At 68.1% G+C, this 20,890-nt stretch carries 16 protein-coding genes, 1 tRNA gene, 1 pseudogene and 1 other annotated feature; of the genes and pseudogenes, 11 read left to right on the forward strand and 7 right to left on the reverse strand.

The genetic code is table 11. The features are described from left to right. Window position 1 precedes the first annotated feature (1 nt). From ACN27E_RS00805 to ACN27E_RS00820, 4 genes are read left to right on the forward strand one after another with little or no spacing between them, the layout of a single operon-like run. Window positions 2-1,999 (forward strand): biotin carboxylase N-terminal domain-containing protein, encoded by a 1,998-nt coding sequence (locus ACN27E_RS00805; protein ID WP_422746143.1) that lies wholly within the window; start codon window positions 2-4, stop codon window positions 1,997-1,999. Next, window positions 1,999-3,159 (forward strand): acyl-CoA dehydrogenase family protein, encoded by a 1,161-nt coding sequence (locus ACN27E_RS00810; protein ID WP_422746144.1) that lies wholly within the window; start codon window positions 1,999-2,001, stop codon window positions 3,157-3,159. The genes ACN27E_RS00805 and ACN27E_RS00810 overlap by 1 nt, the downstream gene beginning before the upstream one ends. Continuing rightward, window positions 3,156-3,656, forward strand: a complete 501-nt coding sequence (locus ACN27E_RS00815) for a MaoC family dehydratase (RefSeq protein ID WP_422746145.1) — start codon at window positions 3,156-3,158, stop codon at window positions 3,654-3,656. Before ACN27E_RS00810 ends, ACN27E_RS00815 begins: the two co-directional genes overlap by 4 nt. Further along, window positions 3,653-4,465: an HpcH/HpaI aldolase/citrate lyase family protein gene (locus ACN27E_RS00820; RefSeq protein WP_422746146.1), complete on the forward strand. Its 813-nt coding sequence runs from the start codon at window positions 3,653-3,655 to the stop codon at window positions 4,463-4,465. The genes ACN27E_RS00815 and ACN27E_RS00820 overlap by 4 nt, the downstream gene beginning before the upstream one ends. A gap of 1 nt (window position 4,466) precedes the next feature. Here ACN27E_RS00820 and ACN27E_RS00825 read toward each other — a convergent pair whose 3' ends face one another. From ACN27E_RS00825 to ACN27E_RS00850, 6 genes and pseudogenes are all read right to left on the reverse strand, one after another. Next, a complete protein-coding gene (locus ACN27E_RS00825) occupies window positions 4,467-5,231 on the reverse strand; it encodes an acyl-[acyl-carrier-protein] thioesterase (RefSeq protein ID WP_422746147.1) in 765 nt (254 codons plus the stop codon). A 3-nt stretch (window positions 5,232-5,234) separates the two neighbouring features. After that, a complete protein-coding gene (locus tag ACN27E_RS00830) occupies window positions 5,235-5,987 on the reverse strand; it encodes an enoyl-CoA hydratase (protein WP_422746149.1) in 753 nt (250 codons plus the stop codon). Between the two features lie 194 nt (window positions 5,988-6,181). Then, window positions 6,182-7,422, reverse strand: a protein-coding gene (locus ACN27E_RS00835) for an IS3 family transposase (protein WP_422746150.1) whose coding sequence is annotated in 2 segments (ribosomal slippage) — window positions 6,182-7,137 and window positions 7,137-7,422 — 1,242 coding nt in all. Because the reading frame shifts where the segments join, the coding sequence is not laid out codon by codon here. Then, window positions 7,031-7,147 (reverse strand) — a sequence feature (AL1L pseudoknot). (Overlaps the previous gene by 117 nt.) Before the next feature lie 14 nt (window positions 7,423-7,436). Next, on the reverse strand, window positions 7,437-8,003 hold the full coding sequence (locus ACN27E_RS00840) for a DUF222 domain-containing protein (RefSeq protein WP_422746151.1): 567 nt from the start codon (window positions 8,001-8,003) through the stop codon (window positions 7,437-7,439). An 83-nt stretch (window positions 8,004-8,086) separates the two neighbouring features. Beyond that, complete coding sequence (locus ACN27E_RS00845) at window positions 8,087-8,713, reverse strand: class I SAM-dependent methyltransferase (RefSeq protein WP_422746152.1); 627 nt, start codon at window positions 8,711-8,713, stop codon at window positions 8,087-8,089. Continuing rightward, window positions 8,682-9,328: pseudogene (locus tag ACN27E_RS00850) on the reverse strand (pyrimidine reductase family protein). The gene ACN27E_RS00845 and the pseudogene ACN27E_RS00850 overlap by 32 nt, the downstream one beginning before the upstream one ends. A 158-nt stretch (window positions 9,329-9,486) precedes the next feature. On the opposite strand from ACN27E_RS00850, the gene ACN27E_RS00855 reads away from it, so the two are divergent. Next, on the forward strand, window positions 9,487-10,893 hold the full coding sequence (locus ACN27E_RS00855) for a PE-PPE domain-containing protein (RefSeq protein ID WP_422746154.1): 1,407 nt from the start codon (window positions 9,487-9,489) through the stop codon (window positions 10,891-10,893). Here the strand turns inward: ACN27E_RS00855 and ACN27E_RS00860 are convergent. Next, window positions 10,862-10,935 (reverse strand) — tRNA-Arg (locus tag ACN27E_RS00860). The two genes, ACN27E_RS00855 and ACN27E_RS00860, sit on opposite strands and share 32 nt — an antisense overlap. An 87-nt stretch (window positions 10,936-11,022) precedes the next feature. Between ACN27E_RS00860 and ACN27E_RS00865 the strand changes: the two genes are divergently transcribed. The 6 genes from ACN27E_RS00865 (at window position 11,023) to ettA (ending at window position 20,838) form a co-directional block, all read left to right on the forward strand. After that, the gene (locus tag ACN27E_RS00865; RefSeq protein ID WP_422746156.1) at window positions 11,023-12,501 is read left to right on the forward strand and encodes a wax ester/triacylglycerol synthase family O-acyltransferase; all 1,479 of its coding nucleotides are present in this window, start codon (window positions 11,023-11,025) and stop codon (window positions 12,499-12,501) included. After that, window positions 12,498-14,090 (forward strand): HAD-IB family hydrolase, encoded by a 1,593-nt coding sequence (locus tag ACN27E_RS00870; RefSeq protein ID WP_422746157.1) that lies wholly within the window; start codon window positions 12,498-12,500, stop codon window positions 14,088-14,090. The genes ACN27E_RS00865 and ACN27E_RS00870 overlap by 4 nt, the downstream gene beginning before the upstream one ends. A 2-nt stretch (window positions 14,091-14,092) precedes the next feature. Then, a complete protein-coding gene (locus ACN27E_RS00875; protein ID WP_422750153.1) occupies window positions 14,093-16,432 on the forward strand; it encodes a glycerol-3-phosphate 1-O-acyltransferase in 2,340 nt (779 codons plus the stop codon). A gap of 43 nt (window positions 16,433-16,475) precedes the next feature. Then, on the forward strand, window positions 16,476-18,485 hold the full coding sequence (locus tag ACN27E_RS00880; protein ID WP_422746158.1) for a cytochrome c oxidase assembly protein: 2,010 nt from the start codon (window positions 16,476-16,478) through the stop codon (window positions 18,483-18,485). Window positions 18,486-18,624: 139 nt separating this feature from the next. Further along, window positions 18,625-19,089: a single-stranded DNA-binding protein gene (gene ssb / locus ACN27E_RS00885; RefSeq protein ID WP_422746159.1), complete on the forward strand. Its 465-nt coding sequence runs from the start codon at window positions 18,625-18,627 to the stop codon at window positions 19,087-19,089. A 75-nt stretch (window positions 19,090-19,164) separates the two neighbouring features. After that, the gene (gene ettA / locus ACN27E_RS00890) at window positions 19,165-20,838 is read left to right on the forward strand and encodes an energy-dependent translational throttle protein EttA (RefSeq protein ID WP_422746160.1); all 1,674 of its coding nucleotides are present in this window, start codon (window positions 19,165-19,167) and stop codon (window positions 20,836-20,838) included. Window positions 20,839-20,890 lie beyond the last annotated feature (52 nt).

Below are 20,890 nucleotides of genomic sequence, written 5' to 3' on the forward strand. Positions count from 1 at the left end.
GATGAATACCTCGAATTTCGACACCGTTCTGGTGGCGAATCGCGGCGAGATCGCGGTTCGCGTCATCCGCACCCTGCGGGCGATGGGCATCCGGTCGGTCGCGGTGTACAGCGACGCCGATGCCGGTGCCCGCCACGTGGCCGAGGCCGATGTGGCCGTGCGCATCGGTCCCGCGCCGGCCCGGCAGAGTTACCTCGACATCGAGACGGTGGTGGCCGCGGCGCGGCGTACCGGCGCCCAGGCCGTTCATCCGGGCTACGGATTCCTCTCGGAGAACGCCGCATTCGCCGCGGCCCTGGCGGCGGCGGGCATCGTGTTCATCGGTCCGCCGGTCGCGGCGATCGAGACGATGGGCGACAAGATCACCGCCAAGGCTGCAGTGTCGGCGTTCGGCGTTCCGGTGGTACCCGGGCTGTCACGTCCGGGTCTGACCGACGACGATCTGATCGCCGGCGCCCCCGAGGTCGGCTTCCCGGTGCTGGTGAAGCCGTCGGCCGGCGGCGGCGGCAAAGGCATGCGGGTGGTGCACGACGCCGGCGACCTACCCGCCGCACTGACCTCGGCGCGGCGGGAGGCCGCGGCCGCGTTCGGCGACGACACCCTGTTCATCGAGCGGTTCGTGCTCAACCCCCGGCACATCGAGGTGCAGGTGCTCGCCGACGGGTTCGGCAACGTCATCCATCTCGGCGAGCGGGAGTGCAGCCTGCAACGGCGGCATCAGAAGGTCATCGAGGAGGCGCCGTCACCACTGCTCGACGCCGACACCCGCGCCCGGATCGGCGCCGCGGCCTGCGACACCGCTCGCAGCGTGGACTACACCGGCGCCGGGACGGTCGAATTCATCGTCTCGGCCGACCGGCCCGACGAGTTCTTCTTCATGGAGATGAACACCCGTCTGCAGGTGGAACATCCGGTCACCGAGATGGTCACGGGCATCGACCTGGTCGAACAGCAGGTGCGCATCGCCGCCGGGGAGCGGTTGCGCCTGACTCAGGACGAGGTGCGGATGCGGGGCCACGCAGTCGAGGCTCGCGTGTACGCCGAGGACCCCGCCGCGGGGTTCCTGCCGACCGGGGGACCGGTGCTCGCCGTCGTCGAACCCAGCCGCCCAGGGGTGCGCGTCGACTCCGGACTGGCCGCGGGCACCACGATCGGCAGCGACTACGACCCGATGCTGGCCAAGGTGATCGCGCACGGTGCGGATCGCGCCGCCGCGCTGAAGGCGCTGGACCGCGCGCTGGCCGACACCGCGGTGCTCGGCGTGGTGACCAACATCGAGTTCCTCCGCTTCTTGCTGGACGACCCGGACGTGCGGGCGGGGCGGCTCGACACCGGGTTGCTCGACCGCCGCGCACCGGAGTTCGCGCCAGTGCCGGTCGGCGACGATCAACTCATCGCCGCGGCCGCCTGCCACTGGTTGCGCGCCTGGCCGGCGCCGGGAGCCGATCTGTGGTCGGTGCCGACGGGTTGGCGGATCGGCGAGCCCGCCGCCACCACGCACCGCCTGAGCTCCGGTCACCGGACCGATCACGTTCACCTGACCGGCACACCGCGACGTGGGACGGCTGCCGTCGAAGCCGGTGTGGCCGCGACGCTCGTCGCGACACTGGCGGGGGACCGGCTCGCCGTCGAGGTCGGCGGCCTGCGTACCGACTACGTCGTCGCCGCCATTGGCGACGACCTGTGGTTGTCCGGTGGTGGCCGCACGGCGCGTGTCACACAGGTGCGGGAAGAGCCGGTGCGCCCCGACGACGCGCACAGCGGCGACGCGGAACTGGCCAGCCCCATGCCGGGGTCGGTGGTCGCCGTGGCCGTCGACCACGGGGCCACGGTGAGCACCGGTGACGTCGTCGTGACCGTCGAGGCCATGAAGATGGAACACGCGCTGAGTGCCCCGGTCGACGGTGTGGTGGAACTGTTCGTCGCCGTCGGCGACCAGGTCAAGGTGGGTCAGCCGCTGGCCCGGATCATCGCAGCAACGAAGGAGTCCGTTCAGTAATGAGCGATTTTCTGTCGACCGGCACGCTGCCGGATCACTACGAACAACTGGCCAAAACGGTGCGCGACTTCGCGCAGTCGGTGGTTGCGCCGGTGGCCGCCAAACACGACGCGGAGCACTCGTTCCCCTACGAAGTGGTGCGCGGGATGGCCGATATGGGGCTCTTCGGATTGCCGTTCCCCGAGGAGTACGGCGGTATGGGCGGGGACTACTTCGCGCTCTGCCTGGCGCTGGAGGAACTGGGCAAGGTCGACCAGAGCGTGGCGATCACCTTGGAGGCCGGGGTGTCGCTCGGTGCCATGCCGGTGTACCGCTTCGGATCCGACCGGCAGAAGCAGGAATGGCTGCCGCTCTTGGCCTCCGGTCAGGCTCTCGGCGCCTTCGGGCTCACCGAGGCGGGCGGCGGCAGCGACGCGGGGGCGACGAATACCACCGCCAAGCTCGACGACGGTCACTGGGTGATCAACGGCAGCAAGCAGTTCATCACCAACTCCGGCACCGACATCACCAAGCTGGTCACCGTCACCGCCGTGACGGGGGAGAACGATGGCAAGAAGGAGATCTCGGCCATCCTCGTGCCGGTCCCCACCGAGGGTTTCACCGCCGAACCGGCCTACAACAAGGTGGGGTGGAACGCCTCGGACACCCATCCGCTGAGCTTCGACGACGTGCGGGTGCCGCAGGAGAATCTGCTCGGCGAGCGGGGGCGCGGCTACGCCAACTTCCTGCGCATCCTCGACGAGGGCCGGATCGCGATCGCTGCGCTGTCGGTCGGCGCCGCCCAGGGCTGCGTGGACGAAAGCGTCCGCTACGCCAAGGAGCGAGAGGCGTTCGGCCACAGCATCGGTAGCAACCAGGCGATCGCCTTCAAGATCGCCCGGATGGAGACCAGGGCCCACGTCGCCCGCACCGCGTACTACGACGCCGCGGCGCTGATGCTGTCGGGTAAGCCGTTCAAGAAGGAGGCGTCGATCGCCAAGCTGGTGGCCAGCGAGGCCGCAATGGACAACGCGCGAGATGCCACCCAGATCTTCGGCGGCTACGGCTTCATGAATGAGTACAGCGTCGCCCGGCATTACCGCGACAGCAAGATCCTCGAGATCGGCGAGGGCACCACGGAGGTTCAGTTGATGCTGATCGCGCGGCAGGCCGGCCTGTGACACGGGAAGCAGGGGCGAAGAAGATCGTCGTCCAGCGGGGGCTGTGGTACGAGGAGTTCGAGACCGGGGTGCGCTATCAGCACCGGCCGGGCCGCACCATCACCGAGGCCGACAATGTCCTGTTCACCACGCTGACCATGAACACCCAGGCCCTGCACCTGGATGCGGCGTTCTCCGATGCGCTGCCACCGTTCAACCAGCGGCTGGTGAACTCGATGTTCACGCTGTCCACATTGGTGGGGTTGTCGGTGACGCAGCTGACCCAGGGCACGATCGTGGGGAACCTCGGGTTCAGCGATGTCGCCTTCCCCAAGCCGCTGTTCCACGGCGACACGCTGTACGCCGAGAGCGAGGTGCTCGACAAGCGGGAGTCCAAGAGCCGGCCGGGGGAGGGGATCGTCACCTTCGCCCACACCGGACGCAACCAACACGGCGACATCGTCGCCACTGCGTCGCGGAAGACGATGGTGCGCAAGCGTCCCGCGGAGGAGTCATGACCTTGGGCGCCAACGGACCCGGTTGGCTGTTCTGCCCGGCCGACCGCCCGGAGCGTTTCGAGAAGGCCGCCGCGGCAGCCGATGTGGTGATCCTGGATCTCGAGGACGGCGTGGCCGCCAAGGACCGGGAGGCGGCCCGTGCTGCGGTCGTCGGCACGCGGCTCGACCCGGCCCGCACGGTGATCCGGGTCAATCCGGTCGGCACACCCGACCACGGACCCGACCTCGAAGCGATCCGCAAGACCGATTACACGACGGTGATGCTGGCCAAGACCGACGGGCCGGAGCAGGTCGCGGCGTTGGCGCCGCTCGAGGTGGTGGTGCTGATCGAGACACCGATCGGAGCGCTCAACGTCGTCGACTCGACCCGGGCGGACAATGCGGTCGCAGTGATGTGGGGCGCGGAGGATCTGTTCGCCGCCACGGGCGGCACCAACAACCGGTGGCCCGACGATTCGTACCGCGACGTCGCGAAACACGTTCGCTCGCAGACACTTCTGGCGGCCAAAGCCTACGGACGGCTGGCGCTGGACTCGGTGTACCTCAACATCGGCAACCTCGACGGGCTGCGTGCGGAGGTGGACGACGCCGTAGCGGTCGGTTTCGACGCCAAGGTGGCGATCCATCCGACGCAGGTCGCGGTCATCCGGGAGGGGTACGCGCCGACGGCCGAGCAGACCGATTGGGCGCATCGGGTGCTCGCGGCCGCACGGGATCAACGCGGCGTCTTCCAGTTCGAAGGCCTCATGGTCGATATGCCGGTGTTGCGGCGGGCTGAGCGGATCGCGGCGCTGGCGCCTCGCGGCTGAGCTACAGCTTGCGCAGCAGCGCCACCGCCCGCACCTGCTCGTCGACCTTCAGCAGGATGTGCACATCCGGGACCGCGGCCGTGCCGCCGCGCAGCCACTCGATGGTCACCTCTTCGCCGTATCGGATGGGCCTGCGATATTCGACGACCGCACGGTAGGGCGGCAGGCACACGTCGGGCACCAGGGCCATCACCTCATGGACGGCGTGCCAGTAGGCAGTGTTTGTGACGTGCTCGAACAGGTCGATATCGGTGCGGCGCAGGGCGAACGGCCTCGTCTGACCCGCCGCCGTCGGATTCTCCAACCACGGCCGCCACTTCAGGCGATGTTCGGTCGTGGTGGTCGAGAAGCGTTCGATCAACGAGTCCGTGGCCCGCTGTGGCGTGAGGGTCTTGGCGTTGATCGCGATCCAGAATCCCTCGGTCTCGATGCGGCCACCGTCACTGCCGACGAGGTCGACGCGCATCGTGCACCAGCGTGTCGACAACGCCGAACACCACCGGCTGAAGGCCACCTCATTGGGAAACTCGATGGGGGAGATGACATCGATGACGGTGCGCTGCACGAGCCAGTGCGGATGTGCCTCGGCTTCTCCGGCGTCGACGAGGTTCTCGGCGCCGACTTCCTGGATGTAGCGGGCCACTCCGTCGAGTCGCAGGGTCAGATCGCTGCCGATGTCACCGGTCGCCACCCGCCACGCCGTGCGGTACACGTAGCCGGTGTCCGGCAGTCGAGCCAGCCGACGGTCGACGGGGTCCGCGGCCATCGGCTACTTCCGTTTGGCGGCGGCGAGGCGACGGGCGAACTCCGGTGACTCGATGGATTGCGCTTGCGGTCCGAGTTCGGTGTCCACCGCGATGTGATGTTGGTCTATGTCGATCGCACCCGGGTTGGCCGTCGCTCGCATCGATGCCTTCGTCGCCAGGACGACTTCGCGTGGAGCCGCGGCCGGCCCGGCGGCGAGTTCGCGTGCCGCTGCCACCGGATCGTCGGCGACCTGGAGCGCAAGGCCGTGACGGACAGCGGTTTCGGCGTCGAACCGCATGCCGAACAGCAGTGACGCGCGTGCCACCTGCGGCCCGACCGCCCGCTGCAACATCCACGTGGCGCCGCCCCCGGGGTGGATGCCCAGCTTCTGGAATCGCGGGTCGAACAGCGCTCCCGGGCCGGCGATCCGCACATCGGCCGCCAGCGCCAGATTCAATCCGGCCCCCACCGCGGCGCCGTTCACGGCGGCGATCGTCGGGAGCGTGCAGTGTGCCACCGCGAGGAATCCGTCATACATGCGGCGCAGCCCCTCCTCAGTCGCCTCGCCGAGCGCCGTCAGATCCGCGCCCGCGCAGAACGCCTTTCCGGCGCCGGTGACAATCAACGCGTGTACGTCGGAATCAGCTTCTGCGGCATCGACTGCCGAACGCAGCGCAGCGGACATCTCAAAGGTGACCGCATTGCGACGGTCGGGATCGTTGACGGTGATCAGGGCGACGTGGTCGTCCACCTGCACCAGAACCGAATCGGACACGCAGCCCAGCCTAGTCAGGGTCACCCTCGTCGCCGTCGGCGTCCCGCAGGTAGCGCTGGGGGTGAAAGTAGTGGTTGACCCGGGTTTGGCCGGTGTCGAGGTGGGGTGGTGGGAGCCATTCGGTTCTGCCGTGGTGGTGTCGGGTGGTCCAGTCGGTGGCGTTGATGAGCAGTGAACTACCCCAGGTTTTCTTCCTATGGTTGTGTGAGGGCCGGGACGGGCTGGCTCACATGGGGTGAGGTGCCGGTCAGGGCGGCCTCGTGTTCGTCTGGGGTCGTGTAGTCGAGATTCTCGTGCAGGCGTTCTTGGTTGTACCAGGCGACCCACTCGGCAGTTGCCAACTCGACGTCGGCGATGCTTCGCCACGGTCGGTTGGGGTGGATGAGCTCGGTTTTGTAGCTGGCGTTGACCGACTCGGCGAGGGCGTTGTCATAGCTGTCGCCGCGCGAGCCGACCGACGGGGCGATCCCGAGTTCGGCGAGCCGGTCGGTATAGGTCAGCGATAGGTACTGCGATCCGCGGTCGGAATGATGGACCAACTCGGATAGATCGCAGTTCGATTGCCACACAGCATGATTGAATGCTTGCAATGGGAGGTCTTGGGTGCGCATCGTCGCCGATACGGCCCATCCCTTGATCGCTTTGGTGCAGGCGTCGGTGACGAAGGCGGTGTAGCAATAGCCCTGCCAGGTCCGCACGTAGGTGATGTCGGCGACCCACAGCCGGTTCGGTGCGGCGGTGCCGAAGCGGCGGTTGACCAGGTCGGCGGGCCGCGGGGCAGCCGGATCGCTGACTGTGGTGAACACCGGTTTGCCGCGTTGGACACCGCGCAGGCCGGCCTTGCGCATCAACCTGCGCGTCTGCTCGCGTCCGAGGACCCAGCCGCGGCGTTTCATCGCCTGGTGCATCTTCTTGACGCCGTAGACCGAGTAGTTCTGACGGTGCACGGTGCGCAGGTCATCGATGAGCTGCTCGTCGCGCAGTTCCCGGTCTGACGGCGCCCGGGTGATCGCTGACCGGTACCCCCGTGAGGTCATGAACCCTGGGATAGCTGCCCGCAGAACCCGGCAGATGAGCTCGACCCCGAATTGATCCCGATGAGCATCGATGAAGGCGATCATTTCGTCCCGGGGCGGTCGAGCTCCGCTGCGAAAAACGCTGACGCGGACTTCAAGATCTCGTTGGCTCTGCGCAATTCGGATACCTCGCGCTTGAGCCGGCGGATCTCCTCATGCTCTGCGGTCGAGGTGCCAGGGCGCTCACCGGCATCGATCTGCGCCTTGCGCCGCCACCGCCGCACCGACTCCTCGGCCACCCCGAGTTTGCTCGCAACAGACCTAATCGCCTCGAACTCCGACACTTGCGAGTCCTCCAACGAGGCGTCCAACATGCGCATCGCACGCGCCCGGAACTCGGGCGGATACTGACGGGGCATAACTTCCAATCCTCCTATAAAGATCGGAAGGAAACCTGGGGTAGTTCAAGGTGGGCGAGTAGTTGGGTGGCCGCGGTGCGGAGTTGTTCGGGGTTGAGCCCCGCCGCGACGGTGGCCAGTGTGTCGTCGACGAGGTCGCGGGTGGCGGTGTCGACCCAGGGCGGTAGGTCCCTGATGGCTTTGCGGATTTCGGCGATGTGGCGTGCCCCGATGTCACCGCGGGCCAGGGCTTCGGCGGTGGCGGGCAGCGCCGGTGGGAGGGGTTGGCCGGTGAATGACCGCCGGGGGCCGAGTTGCTCGGCGTCCTTCAAGCGGCGGCCGGCGTCTGTGGGGTCGATGTGCAGTCGGGTGGCGATCACGGTGCGCAGCGAGCGTTCCCCGAACACCAGGGGGTCGGCGTCGGTGGCGAAGGCTGCCAGCACGGTGTGGCTCAGGGCGAGATCCTGACGCTGGGCGCGTTCGACATGTTCGACCAGGGCGAGTTTCTCGGTGGTGGTCAGGGTGTCGAAGGCGAAGGCGGCCAGTTCGGCGCGGGCGGCGTCCCACCGCCTCAGTGCCGACTGCAGATCCGCCCTGTCCATACTTCGAACACTAGTACGAACCACCGACAAAGTAGGATCACCAAAGCTGCCTGTGGACAACTACTTTCGAACGCACGTGGGAGTCACGGTCGCTGCCAGCGCAACAGAAAGCGGTAGTACAGCGCGCGGCGCACCGAGGCGCCGGGCAGGACGTCGCGTGCAATGCAGCGGATCGCTGCCAGGTCCTCCCGGGGAGTCGTCGTCACCACACCGACGTCACGACTCTCGTGGTGCCACCACGAACCGATGCGCACCAAGGGTAAACAGGCGGCTGCCCACGCGAAGTCGGTGGCCGAGTGGTTCGCCGACAGTCCGACGACGGCGATTTCGCCGCCGGGGCGGAGCATCTCGCGCGCACGTGTGAGTGCGGGCCGCAACGGCATATGGTGCAGGCTGGCAACGAACGTGATGAGGTCGAAGCGTGCGCCGTCCGTATCCAGGGACGCGAAGTCACACTCGGTCACTCGTACTGTTGCATTGGCAGCCAGTCGATCTCGGGCCCGCTGTGCGGCAGTCGGGTCGGGTTCCAGTGCGGTGACCGTCCGCGACACCGTCGACAGCCGTGCGGCGAGCAGTCCGTCACCGCAACCCACGTCGAGTACATCGCCGTGCTGCCGGGACGCGATACCGATCAGCCAGGGGTGATAGGCCGTGTTGTGGTTCCAGTAGGCATCGTCGTCACGCACGGGAGTACTTGAGGAACAAGACATCGTCGTGGGTCAGTGCATGGTCGAGCTTCATGTCGATCGGCGCCGCCAGCGCGCCCGCCCCGAGCCCGACGTCCTGGATGCCGGCGAGCCGGGGCGCGACCGTCACGCAGATCTCGTCCACCAGGTCGGAGCCGGTGAGCGCATCGAGCAGGGTGGGGCCGCCCTCGCACAGGATGCGGTGCTTGCCGCGGCCGCGGAACTGGCGGATGACGTCGAAGAGATCGACGGTGTCCTCGCCGGCGATCATCACGTCACGCCGTTCGTCGTCGGAGAGCAGTTGCGCGCGCGCCGCGCGCGCACTCGTGACCAGGATGGGGCGCTGGGACGGGTCGGCGAACAGGGTCTCCGGCAGCTTCCCGGACTGGCTCACCACTGCGATCGGCGGGACCACCCGGTTCATCGGCAGAGCACTCAGCCGGACGGGACCGTACCCTCGGCGCGGGCCGTCCCCGCGCCGACCAGGACCACGTCGGCGAAGCCGCGGAGTTCGCGGACCAGCGCCTGGTCCACCGCATCCGACAGTGATGCGGCGCGGCCGGCGAAGGCCGCGGCGCCGTCGGCGCTGAAGATCATGTTGGCGCGCAGCCCCTTCGGCGCGTTCGCGTAGAACGGCATCAGTTCGTCGAGGCCGCCGACAGCGGCGAGGTGTGGTCCCCTCGATTCGGGCATCTGAGCAGTATTACCGAACCCCCGGCGATCCCGTCACGTCGGCTCTCCGCATTTCGCTCTCGCAATCAAGGTCAAGGGAGCACCATCAGCAGAAGGGGAGGCTGATGCACACAATCTGGCAGTCGTGGGGAGTGGCCGCTGCGGTGCCCCTCGGGGTTGTCACGCTGGCGTTCTCACCGGTCGATGCGGTGGCGCTGGCGGCCGTGTCGGTGTCAGGTGTGCCGGTGCCCATGGTGGCCCAGGGACTTTACCTGCGCGGCACCAAGATCGGGTCTTACACCGATGACGACACCGCGTTCGTCCAGTTCGCGAACACCGTGCTGGCCAATACCTTCGGCGGCACCGTGCTCACCGTGGACGAGGGCGACGATCCCTATAGCGGTGACGAAGTCGAATACGCGGGCGACTTCTGGCCGTTTTCCTACGGTGGACTGGGCGATATCACCTACGGAGCGTCGGTGGCTCAAGGCGTGCAACGCCTGGGCGAGCGCATCCGGCGAGAACGCAACGAAGAGGCGGCGAACGGCACCGCGCCGAACGACGACACCATCGTGGTGTACGGGTACTCGCAGAGTGCGGTCATCGTCGGTCAGTACAAGGCCAGCCGCCAGGATCCTGGGATCGCCTACGTGTTGCAGTCGAATCCGGCGCGGCCCAACGGCGGGATCCTCTCGCGTTTCCAGGGTTTCACCATTCCGATTCTCGACATCCCGCTGTCCGGCCCGACGCCGACCACCAGTCTGGGTTGGAATGGCGAAGACGTCACCACCTACGACGTGAGCCGACAGTACGACGGCTGGTCGGACTTCCCGCGGTACCCGCAGAATCTGCTGGCCGACCTGAACGCCCTCGCGGGGATGTTGTATCTGCACGGCAGTTACGAGTACGAGGTTCCCGAGACGGCGTTCGCCGAGGATGCGGTCGACACCGACGTCCGGCGCTACGGCGACACCGAGTACCACACCATCGGAACGGACCTTCTCCCGATGTTGCGGCCGCTGGAGCAGATCGGGATACCCCGGCCGCTGCTGCTGGCCCTGGACGCCCCGCTGCGGGTGATCGTCGAGAAGGGCTACGACCGTGCCAGGTCGCCGGGGGAGATGGCGTCGGCGGCTCTGCGCATGCCGGACCCGCTCGGCGGCCTCGCCGACGTCTTGCGTGCGGTGCCCGTCGGCATCGACGACGGTCTGCAGGCCTCCGGTCTGGGCCGGCCGCTGCGGACGAAGGCTGCCGGCATGTACGGGGTGGGCGGACCGATCAAACCCGCCCCGGTCGACGTCGGCCCCGCACCGTCGGAGCAGCGATCGGAGCAGCCCGGGCCGACGTTCCGGCCGGATCCCGTCGCGCGACGCGACGGGCGTCGCGAAAGGTCGACCGACGTGGCCGCGGCCGCCGACCGTCACACCGGGCCGACACGGTCTGGGCGCGACGCCGAGTCAGGAGTCGAATCAGCGCGCACGACGATGACACAGCACGAAGCGCCCCCGGCAGGAATCGAACCTGCGACCTAGGGATTAGAAGGCCCTTGCTCTATCCAACTGAGCTACGGAGGCAGCGACGGTGAGTGTATCTCGCCTCGCGCCGCGCGCCCGCGGACTAGCGTGTGTGCAGCAGTCACGGGTGACGAGGAGGATGCGAAGGTGGCGACGAGCGACGTGCCGGAATCGGACGCGGCGGGGCTTGCGGAGGAGCTCAGTCCCTTCGACCAGATCCTGCATCGCGGCGAGGCCAACCCGCGCACCCGCTCCGGCATCCTGACCATCGAGATCCTCGACACCGCGCCCGACTGGGACCGGTTCCGCAACCGCTTCGAGTACGCGTCGCGCAAAGTCCTGCGGTTGCGCCAGAAAGTCGTGATGCCGACGCTGCCGACGGTCGCGCCGCGCTGGGTGGTCGACCCCGACTTCAACCTGGACTTCCACGTCCGGCGGCTGCGCATCCCCGAACCGGGTTCCATGCGCCAGCTGATCGACCTGGCCGAGATCGCGCTGCAGTCGCCGCTCGACATCAGCCGTCCGCTCTGGACGGCGACGCTGGTCGAGGGCCTCGAAGGTGGACGCGCCGCCACCATGTTGCACTTCAGCCACGCGGTCACCGACGGTGTCGGTGGCGTCGAGATGTTCGCCAGCGTCTACGACCTGGAGCGGGACCCGCCGGATCAACCGATACCGCCGCTGCCGATACCGCAGGATCTCTCACCCAACGATCTGATGCGCCAGGGCATCAACCGGTTGCCTTTCACGCTGTTCGGCGCGGCTCGCGGCGCCGTCGGCGGAGCGATCCATGCGGCCGGCCGGGTGGTGCGCGACCCGCGTTCCAGCGTGGGTGGTGTGGTCGACTACGCACGCTCCAGCGCTCGGGTGATGGGTTCGGTCGGCGATCCGTCGCCACTGTTGCGTAGACGCAGCCTGTCCACTCGCAGCGAGGCCATCGACATGGCGCTCGCCGACCTGCACAAGGCCGCCAAGGCGGCCGGCGGGTCCATCAACGACGCCTACCTGGCCGGGCTCTGCGGGGCGCTGCGCCGCTATCACGAGGCGCTCGGAGTCCCGGTGGCCAGGCTGCCGATGGCGGTACCGGTCAGCCTCCGGTCGGACGCCGACCCGGCCGGCGGCAACCGCTTCGTGGGGATCAACCTCGCCGCACCGGTCGGCGTGGCCGACCCCGCGCAACGCATCGTGAAGGTCCGGGCGCAGATGACCCGCAAGCGTGAGGAGCGCGCACTCGACATGATCGGCGCCGTCGCCCCGATCGCCAGCCTGCTGCCCGACCAGATCCTCGAAGCGATGGCGGGATCGGTCGTCAATTCCGACGTGCAGGCGAGCAACGTGCCGGTCTACGCGGGCGACACCTACATCGCCGGCGCGAAGGTGCTGCGCCAGTACGGAATCGGGCCGCTGCCCGGGGTGGCGATGATGGTCGTCCTGGTGTCCCGGTCGGGCTACTGCACCGTCACCGCGCGCTACGACCGCGCGTCGATCACCGACACCGACCTGTTCGCCGAATGCCTGCTCGACGGTTTCGACGAGGTGCTGGCGCTGGCCGGGCCGGGCCGGGCGTCGCCGGCCGCGATCGCCGACCGACCTACTTCATCGTCGAATGGGAGTGCGCCGCAATGAGTTCGGACGACGACCAGCTGTCTGATCCGCGGACGATGCGGTTGCCCGGATCGGTCGCCGAGATCATGGCCGCACCGGAGGGACCCGAGGTCGGCGCGTTCTTCGATCTCGACGGCACCCTGGTGGCCGGCTTCACCGGTGTGATCATGACCCAGGACCGGCTTCGCCGTCGCCAGATGAGCGTCGGAGAGTTCATCGGCATGGTGCAGGCCGGGCTCAACCATCAGCTGGGCCGGTCGGAGTTCGAGGACCTCATCGGTAAGGGCGCGCGGATGCTGCGCGGCAGTTCGATGACCGATCTCGACGAGCTGGCCGAACGACTGTTCATGCAGCATGTTCGTAATCGGGTCTATCCCGAGATGCGCGAGCTGGTGCGGGCGCACATGGCCCGCGGCCACACCGTGGTGCTCAGCTCGTCGGCCCTGACCGTGCAGGTCGAGCCGGTCGCGCGGTTCCTCGGCATCGAGAACGTGCTGAGCAACAAGTTCGAGACCGATGAGGACGGACTGATCACCGGGGAGGTGCTGCGGCCCATCCTGTGGGGTCCGGGTAAGGCCAACGCCGTACAGGCGTTCGCCGCGCGCAACGGCGTGGACCTGGCCAAGAGCTACTTCTACGCCGACGGCGACGAGGACGTCGCGTTGATGTACCTGGTCGGCAACCCGCGTCCGACCAACCCGGCCGGCAAGCTGGCGGCGGTCGCCGCCAAACGCGGCTGGCCCGTGCTGCGGTTCACCAGTCGCAGTGGCAGCAGCCCGATCTCGCAGCTGCGCACCGTCGCCGGTGTCGCGTCGTTGATGCCCGTTGCCGCCGGCGCACTCGGCGTCGGACTGCTGACCCGCAATCGCCGCACCGGGGTCAATTTCTTCACGTCCAACTGGAGCAGGCTGCTGCTGGCGACCGCGGGGATCAACCTCAACGTCGTGGGGCGGGAGAATCTCACCGCGCAGCGGCCGGCGGTGTTCATCTTCAACCACCGCAACCAGGCCGATCCGCTGATCGCGGGTCGGCTGGTGGAGACCGACTTCACCTCGGTGGGTAAGAAGGAGCTGGAGAAGGATCCGCTGATGGGCCCCATCGGCAAGGTCATGGACGCCGCGTTCATCGACCGCGACGATCCGCAGTCCGCGATCGAGAGCCTGCACAAGGTCGAAGAACTTGCCCGCAAGGGTATCTCGATTCTGATCGCGCCCGAGGGCACCCGGCTGGACACGTTCGAGGTGGGCCCCTTCAAGAAGGGGCCGTTCCGCATTGCGATGGCCGCGGGCGTCCCCATCGTGCCGATTGTGATCCGTAATGCCGAGGTCGTCGCCGCCCGCGATTCCAGCACGTTCAACCCCGGCACAGTCGACGTCGCGGTGTACCCGCCGATCCCGACCGACGACTGGACTCTCGACGAACTGCCCGAGCGCATCGAAGAGATTCGCAAGATCTACCTCGACACCCTCAAGGCCTGGCCGCACGGCAAGCTGCCGGAACCCGCGCTGTACAAGCGCACCCCCGCGAAGACGAAGAAGAAGAAGGCACCCGCGAAGAGAGCCTCGCAGCAGGCCACGACCGACAAGCCCGGCGCGAAAGGCCGCCCGTGAGAATGCCCGACGATTACTACGCGAGCTTCAGCACCACCGACGACACGCTGGTGCTGGCCGCGGCCTCGTCGCCGGCCGAGGTGAAGCTGCTCGACGAATGGCTGGAGGCGCAGCGGCGCGACCGCCCCGACGTCAAGGTCGAGGTGCTGCAGTTGCCGGTCGACGACAACCCGTCGCCCGCCGTATTGGCCGCCCTGGTCGAGGAACTCGAGTCCGACGAGGACCGCACCGTCGTGCCGGTCCGGGTGTTCTGGGTACCGGCGGGACTGCCCACGCGGTCGAAGGTGGTGGCACTGATCTCCGGGCGTGACACCTATCGGCCCCCCGAGATCCTGCAGAGACGCATCCTCAAGCGCGATCGGTCCCGGGCCCGCGTCATCGCCGGCGAACCGGCGAAGGTCTCCGAGCTGCGCCAACAATGGAGCGAACACACCGTCGCCGAGAACCCTCGTGAGTTCGCGCGATTCGTGGTGCGGCGGGCCATCCTGGCGATCGAACGCGTCGAATACCGGCTGCTGGGTCCGGAATACAAGTCGCCGCGCTTGGTGAAGCCGGAGATCCTGGCATCCAGTCGATTCCGGGCCGGGCTGGAGAGCATTCCCGGCGCCACCGTCGAGGAAGCGGGCAAGATGCTCGACGAACTCGCCACCGGGTGGAGCCGGGTCTCGGTGGATCTGATTCCCAACCTCAGCCGGTTGATCACCCGACGCGGATTCGATCCCAACTTCGACTACGACCAGCCCGAAATCGCCCGGCTACGCCACGATCTGGAGACCCACCCCGCGGTGCTGCTGTTCTCCCATCGGTCCTACCTCGACGGTGCGGTGGTCCCCGCGGCGATGCAGGAGAACCGCCTGCCGCCGGTGCACATGTTCGCCGGCATCAACCTCTCCTTCGGCTTCATGGGTCCGCTGCTGCGTCGCTCGGGAGTCATCTTCATCCGGCGCAATGTGGCCGGCGACCCGGTGTACAAGTACGTCCTCAAGGAATTCGTCGGATACGTCGTCGAGAAGCGCTTCAACCTCAGCTGGTCGATCGAGGGCACCCGATCGCGGACCGGGAAGATGTTGCCGCCCAAGCTCGGTCTGCTGGCCTACGTCGCCGACGCCTATCTGGCCGGGCGCAGCGACGACATCCTGCTCCAACCGGTGTCGATCAGTTTCGACCAGTTGCACGAGATCGCCGAGTACGCCGCCTACGCGCGGGGCGGGGAGAAGACCCCCGAGGGTGTGAGCTGGCTGTACAACTACATCAAGGCGCAGGGGGAGCGCAGCTACGGCAAGATCTACGTGCGATTCCCCGAAGCGGTGTCGATGCGTCAGTACCTGGGAGAGCCGGGCGGCCCGACCGCCACCGACGAGGCCGCCAAGCGGCTGGCCATGCAGAAGATGGCGTTCGAGGTGGCCTGGCGCATCCTCCAGGTCACCCCGCTCAATGCGACCGCGCTGGTGTCGGCCTTGCTGCTCGCCACGCGGGGCGTGGCGCTCACCCTCGAGCAGCTGCACCACACGCTGCAGGACTCGCTGGACTACCTGACGCGCAGAGATCTGCCCCTGACCAACAGTGCGCTGCGGCTGCGGTCGCTCGAAGGGGTCCAGTCGGCGGTCGACGCACTGTCCGGCGGGCATCCGATCACGCGGGTGGACAGCGGCAGGGAACCGGTGTGGTACATCGCCGCCGAGGACGAACACCAGGCCGCGTTCTACCGCAACACGCTGATCCATGCGTTCCTCGAGACGTCCATCGTCGAACTCGCCCTGGCCCACGCGGCACGGGCCGACGGCGACCGGCTCGACGCGTTTTGGTCGCAGGCCGCGCGGCTGCGCGATCTGCTGAAGTTCGACTTCTACTTCGCCGACTCCGCGGCCTTCCGGGAACACCTGGCCGAGGAGATGTCCTGGCATGAGGACTGGGAGTCCCAGGTCGCTGCCGGGGGCGAGCAGATCGATCAGCTGCTGCGGGCCAAGCGCCCGCTGATCGCCGGGGCCATGCTGCGGCCGTACTTCGAGGCCTACGAACTCGTCGCCGACGCACTGTGTGACGCCCCGGCGGAGATCGGCGAGAAGGAGCTGACCGACCGGGCGATGGGCATCGGTCGCCAATACGTGGCACAGGACCGGCTCCGCAGTGTGGAGTCGGTGTCGGCTCTGCTGTTCGCCACCGCACGCCAGGTGGCCGCCGACCAGGGCCTGCTCACCGAGTCCGCCGGACTGGGGGCGCGGCGGTCGGCGTTCCTCACCGAATTGCGCGACATCTTGGCCGACATGGACAAGGTCGACCGGTATTCGCGCAGTCAGTTCTTCGAACGCGAGGCGAGGCGGCACGGCGCATCAGCCTCGTGAGCCGCCCGGCGGTGTGGCGCCGAACACGCCATACGCTGGACTCATGAGCACGGTCGTCGACAAGGCGCGCAGCAGCCGTCACACCGCACCGGTGGCACCGCTGCTGTTCGGCATCGCCGTGCTGGCCGGCGTCACCGCGGCCGCCATCGGGGCGCTGTCGCTGGCCGAGGCCTTGACCGCCACCGGTCTGCCCGATCCCGGACCGGTCACCACGTACGGCCTGCCGTTCGTGCGTGCCGCGGGCGAGATCGCGGCCGTCGTGGCTGTCGGCGGGTTTTTGTGCGCGGCGTTCCTGGTGCCCCCGCAGGCCAACGGGGTGCTCGACGCGTCGGGCTACCGGGCCTTGCGGTTGGGCACCGGCGCGTCGGCGGTGTGGACGGTGTGTGCCGCGCTGCTCGTGCCGCTGACGGTCTCCGACGTGTCCGGCCAGCCGCTCCGCGACCATCTCAACCCGCTGGACATCTGGTCGGTGGCGAGTCTGGTCGACATCGCGGGAGCGTGGCGGTGGACCGCCCTGCTCGCCGCGGTGGTGACGCTGGCCGCCCTGCCGGTGCTGCGCTGGTCCTGGACGCCGCTGCTGCTGGCCGGGTCATTGCTGACGCTCATGCCGCTCGCGCTGACCGGTCACTCGTCCTCGGGCGGCGCCCACGATCTGGCCACCAACAGCCTGATCATCCATCTGGTGGCGGGCGCACTGTGGGCGGGCGGGCTGCTGGCGCTGCTCGCGCACGCGCTGCGCCGGGGTGACCACGCGGCCCTCGCCGCGCGCCGATTCTCGGCCCTGGCGCTGTGGTGCTTCGTGGCGATGGCGTTCAGCGGGGTGATCAACGCGCTGGTGCGGATGACCCCCGCGGATCTGTTCCAGACCGACTACGGCCGGCTGGTGGCGGGCAAGGCCGTGGCGTTGACGGCGCTCGGCATCCTGGGTTGGCAGCAGCGGCGCCGCGGGGTGGCCGCGCTGCAGACCGATCCGGACGCGCGGGGGGCGCTCCTGCGGCTGGCGCTGGTGGAGGCGGTGCTCTTCGGCGTGACGTTCGGAATCGCCGTCGGCCTCGGCCGCACCCCGCCGCCACCGCCGGTCAGCGAACCCACTCCGGTCGAGGTGGCCATCGGGTACGGCCTGGACGGTCCGCTCACCGTGGAGCGGGCGCTGTTCGACTGGCGGTTCGACCTGATTCTGGGCACCGCGGCCGTCGTGCTGGCGGCCGGTTATCTGGTGGGCGTGCGGCGGTTGCGGCGCCGGGGCGACGCCTGGCCGCCCGGGCGGACCCTGGCCTGGCTGCTGGGCTGCGCGACGCTGCTGATCACCACGTCATCGGGGATCGGCAGATACATGCCCGCGATGTTCAGCGTGCACATGGTGGCGCACATGCTGCTGTCGATGCTCGTGCCGGTCCTGCTGGTACTCGGCGCCCCGATGACCCTGGCGCTGCGGGCGCTGCCGACCGCCGGACGCGGGGCGCCGCCGGGGCCGCGGGAGTGGTTGCTGGCCGCCCTGCATTCCCGGGTGTCGAAGGTGCTGACCAACCCCTTCGTGGCGCTCGTGCTGTTCGTGGCCGGTTTCTACGGGCTGTACTTCGGCGGCATCTTCGACGCGGCGGTCGACGACCATGCCGCCCACGTGCTGATGAATGTCCATTTCCTGCTCAGCGGCTATCTCTTCTACTGGGTCGTGATCGGTGTCGACCCCACCCCGCGGCCGTTGCCGCAGCTGGGCAAGCTCGGGATCGTGTTCGCATCGCTGCCGTTGCACGCCTTCTTCGGAGTCGTGCTGATGGGAACCAAGACGGTGCTCGGCGAGACCTTCTACCGGTCTCTGCAGCTGCCCTGGCACGGCGATCTGCTGGCCGACCAGAAACTCGGCGGGGGCATCGCCTGGGCGGCCGGCGAGGTGCCGCTGGTGCTGGTGATGCTCTCCCTGCTGATCCAGTGGCGGCGCAGCGATCAGCGCACCGCCAAACGGCTCGACCGGGCGGCCGACCGCGACGACGACGCCGATCTGACCGCCTACAACGCGATGCTGGCCGAACTGGCCCGCCGAGAAGGCCGCTGAGCCGGGCCATCCCCAGCGCCTCGTTCATCCACAGGGCCGCCGTCCGGAGGCCTCGGCGACCCGGTTCGGTCGGTGCCGGCGCGCTGAATGTGTCTCAGCGGCGACCGTGCCGCACGGAGGAGAAGAGCGAGGCACAGCAATGTTCGAGACACCGTTTCACGTCGTCGGAACCATCGTCACCGACCCGGTGCACCGCCGGGTGGGGGAGCAGGAGATGGTGCGGTTCCGGGTGGCGAGCAATTCGCGGCGCCGCACCGCCGACGGAACATGGGAGGCGGGCAATTCGTTGTTCGTCACGGTGAGCTGCTGGGGGCGGGTGGTCGCCGGCACCAGTGCCGCGCTCGTCAAGGGCGATCCGGTCATCGTCGTCGGGCACATCCACACCAGTGAGTACGACGACCGGGACGGCAACCGGCGGTCCTCGGTAGAGGTCCGCGCCACCGCGGTCGGACCCGACCTGGCCCGCTGCGGGGCCCGTCTGGATCGGCGTCAGCAGTCCGAGCCGTCGACGGTCGATACCGACGGATCGGCGGACGCCGCAGCCACCGAGATTCGCACCGAACACGCGGACCAGATCGACGAGGGCCTGCCACTGACGGCTTAGCGCCGGACGGCCACGCCTAGGATGGTCCGCGAGCTAGACCACTGGACGTCCTCTTTCGAAAGGCAACACCACGGCATGGCCGAATTCATCTACACGATGCGCAAGGTCCGCAAGGCGCACGGCGACAAGGTCATCCTCGACGACGTCAATCTGAACTTCCTCCCGGGCGCGAAGATCGGCGTGGTCGGCCCCAACGGGGCCGGTAAGTCGAGCGTCTTGCGGATCATGGCGGGTCTCGACCAGCCCAACAACGGAGACGCGTTCCTGGCGCCCGGGGCGACGGTCGGCATCCTCATGCAGGAACCGGTCCTCGACGAGAACAAGACCGTCCGCGAGAACGTCGAGGACGGGGTCCCGATCAAAGCCAAGCTCAATCGGTACAACGAGGTCGCCGAACTGATGGCCACCGACTACTCCGACGAGCTGATGGAGGAGATGGGGGCGCTGCAGGAGGAGCTCGACGCCGCCGACGCGTGGGACATCGACTCCCAGCTCGAACAGGCGATGGACGCGCTGCGGTGCCCGCCGCCCGACGAGCCGGTCACCCACCTGTCCGGCGGTGAGAAGCGCCGCGTCGCGCTGTGCAAGCTGCTGCTGAGCAAGCCCGACCTGCTGTTGCTCGACGAGCCCACCAACCACCTCGACGCGGAGAGTGTGCTGTGGCTCGAGCAGCACCTGGCCTCCTACCCGGGTGCCATTCTCGCCGTCACCCACGACCGGTACTTCCTCGACAACGTCGCGGAGTGGATCCTCGAGCTCGACCGTGGCCGCGCCTATCCCTACGAGGGCAACTACTCCACCTATCTGGAGAAGAAGGCCGAACGCCTGGAGGTCCAGGGCAAGAAGGACCAGAAGCTGCAGCGGCGGCTCAAGGAAGAGCTCGCGTGGGTGCGCTCGGGGGCCAAGGCGCGGCAGGCCAAGAACAAGGCCCGGCTGGACCGCTACGAGGAGATGGCCGCCGAAGCCGAGAAGTCGCGCAAGCTCGACTTCGAGGAGATCCAGATCCCGACGCCGCCCCGCCTGGGCAGCGTGGTCGTCGAGGTCGAACACCTGGACAAGGGCTTCAACGGCCGCACGCTGATCAAGGATCTGTCCTTCACGCTGCCGCGCAACGGCATCGTCGGGGTGATCGGCCCGAACGGCGTGGGCAAGACCACGCTGTTCAAGACCATCGTCGGTCTCGAGCAACCCGACAGCGGCACGGTCAAGGTCGGCGAAACGGTCAAGCTCAGCTACGTCGACCAGAACCGGGCCGGCATCGACCCCAAGAAGAACGTGTGGCAGGTCGTCTCGGACGGACTGGACTACATCGAGGTCGGCCAGAACGAGATCCCGTCGCGGGCCTACGTGTCGGCGTTCGGCTTCAAGGGGCCCGATCAGCAGAAGCCGGCGGGAGTGCTCTCCGGCGGCGAGCGCAACCGGCTGAACCTCGCGCTCACGCTCAAGGAGGGCGGGAACCTGATCCTGCTCGACGAGCCGACCAACGATCTGGACGTGGAGACGCTGTCCTCGCTGGAGAACGCCCTGGAACAGTTCCCGGGCTGCGCCGTCGTGATCTCCCACGACCGCTGGTTCCTCGACCGCACCTGCACCCACATCCTGGCGTGGGAGGGTGACGACGACAACGAGGCCAAATGGTTCTGGTTCGAGGGCAACTTCGGCGCCTATGAGGAGAACAAAGTGCAACGACTCGGTGTCGAAGCCGCCCGTCCGCACAGGGTCACACATCGCCGGCTGACGCGGGACTAAGGTCGCTCCTGCGCGTCCAACGACGGACGCCGGCGGGGTGAGTCAGGAGTGG

Origin of the sequence: Mycobacterium sp. WMMD1722, from assembly GCF_049315205.1 — a bacterium.
Classification (GTDB): Bacteria; Actinomycetota; Actinomycetes; order Mycobacteriales; family Mycobacteriaceae; genus Mycobacterium.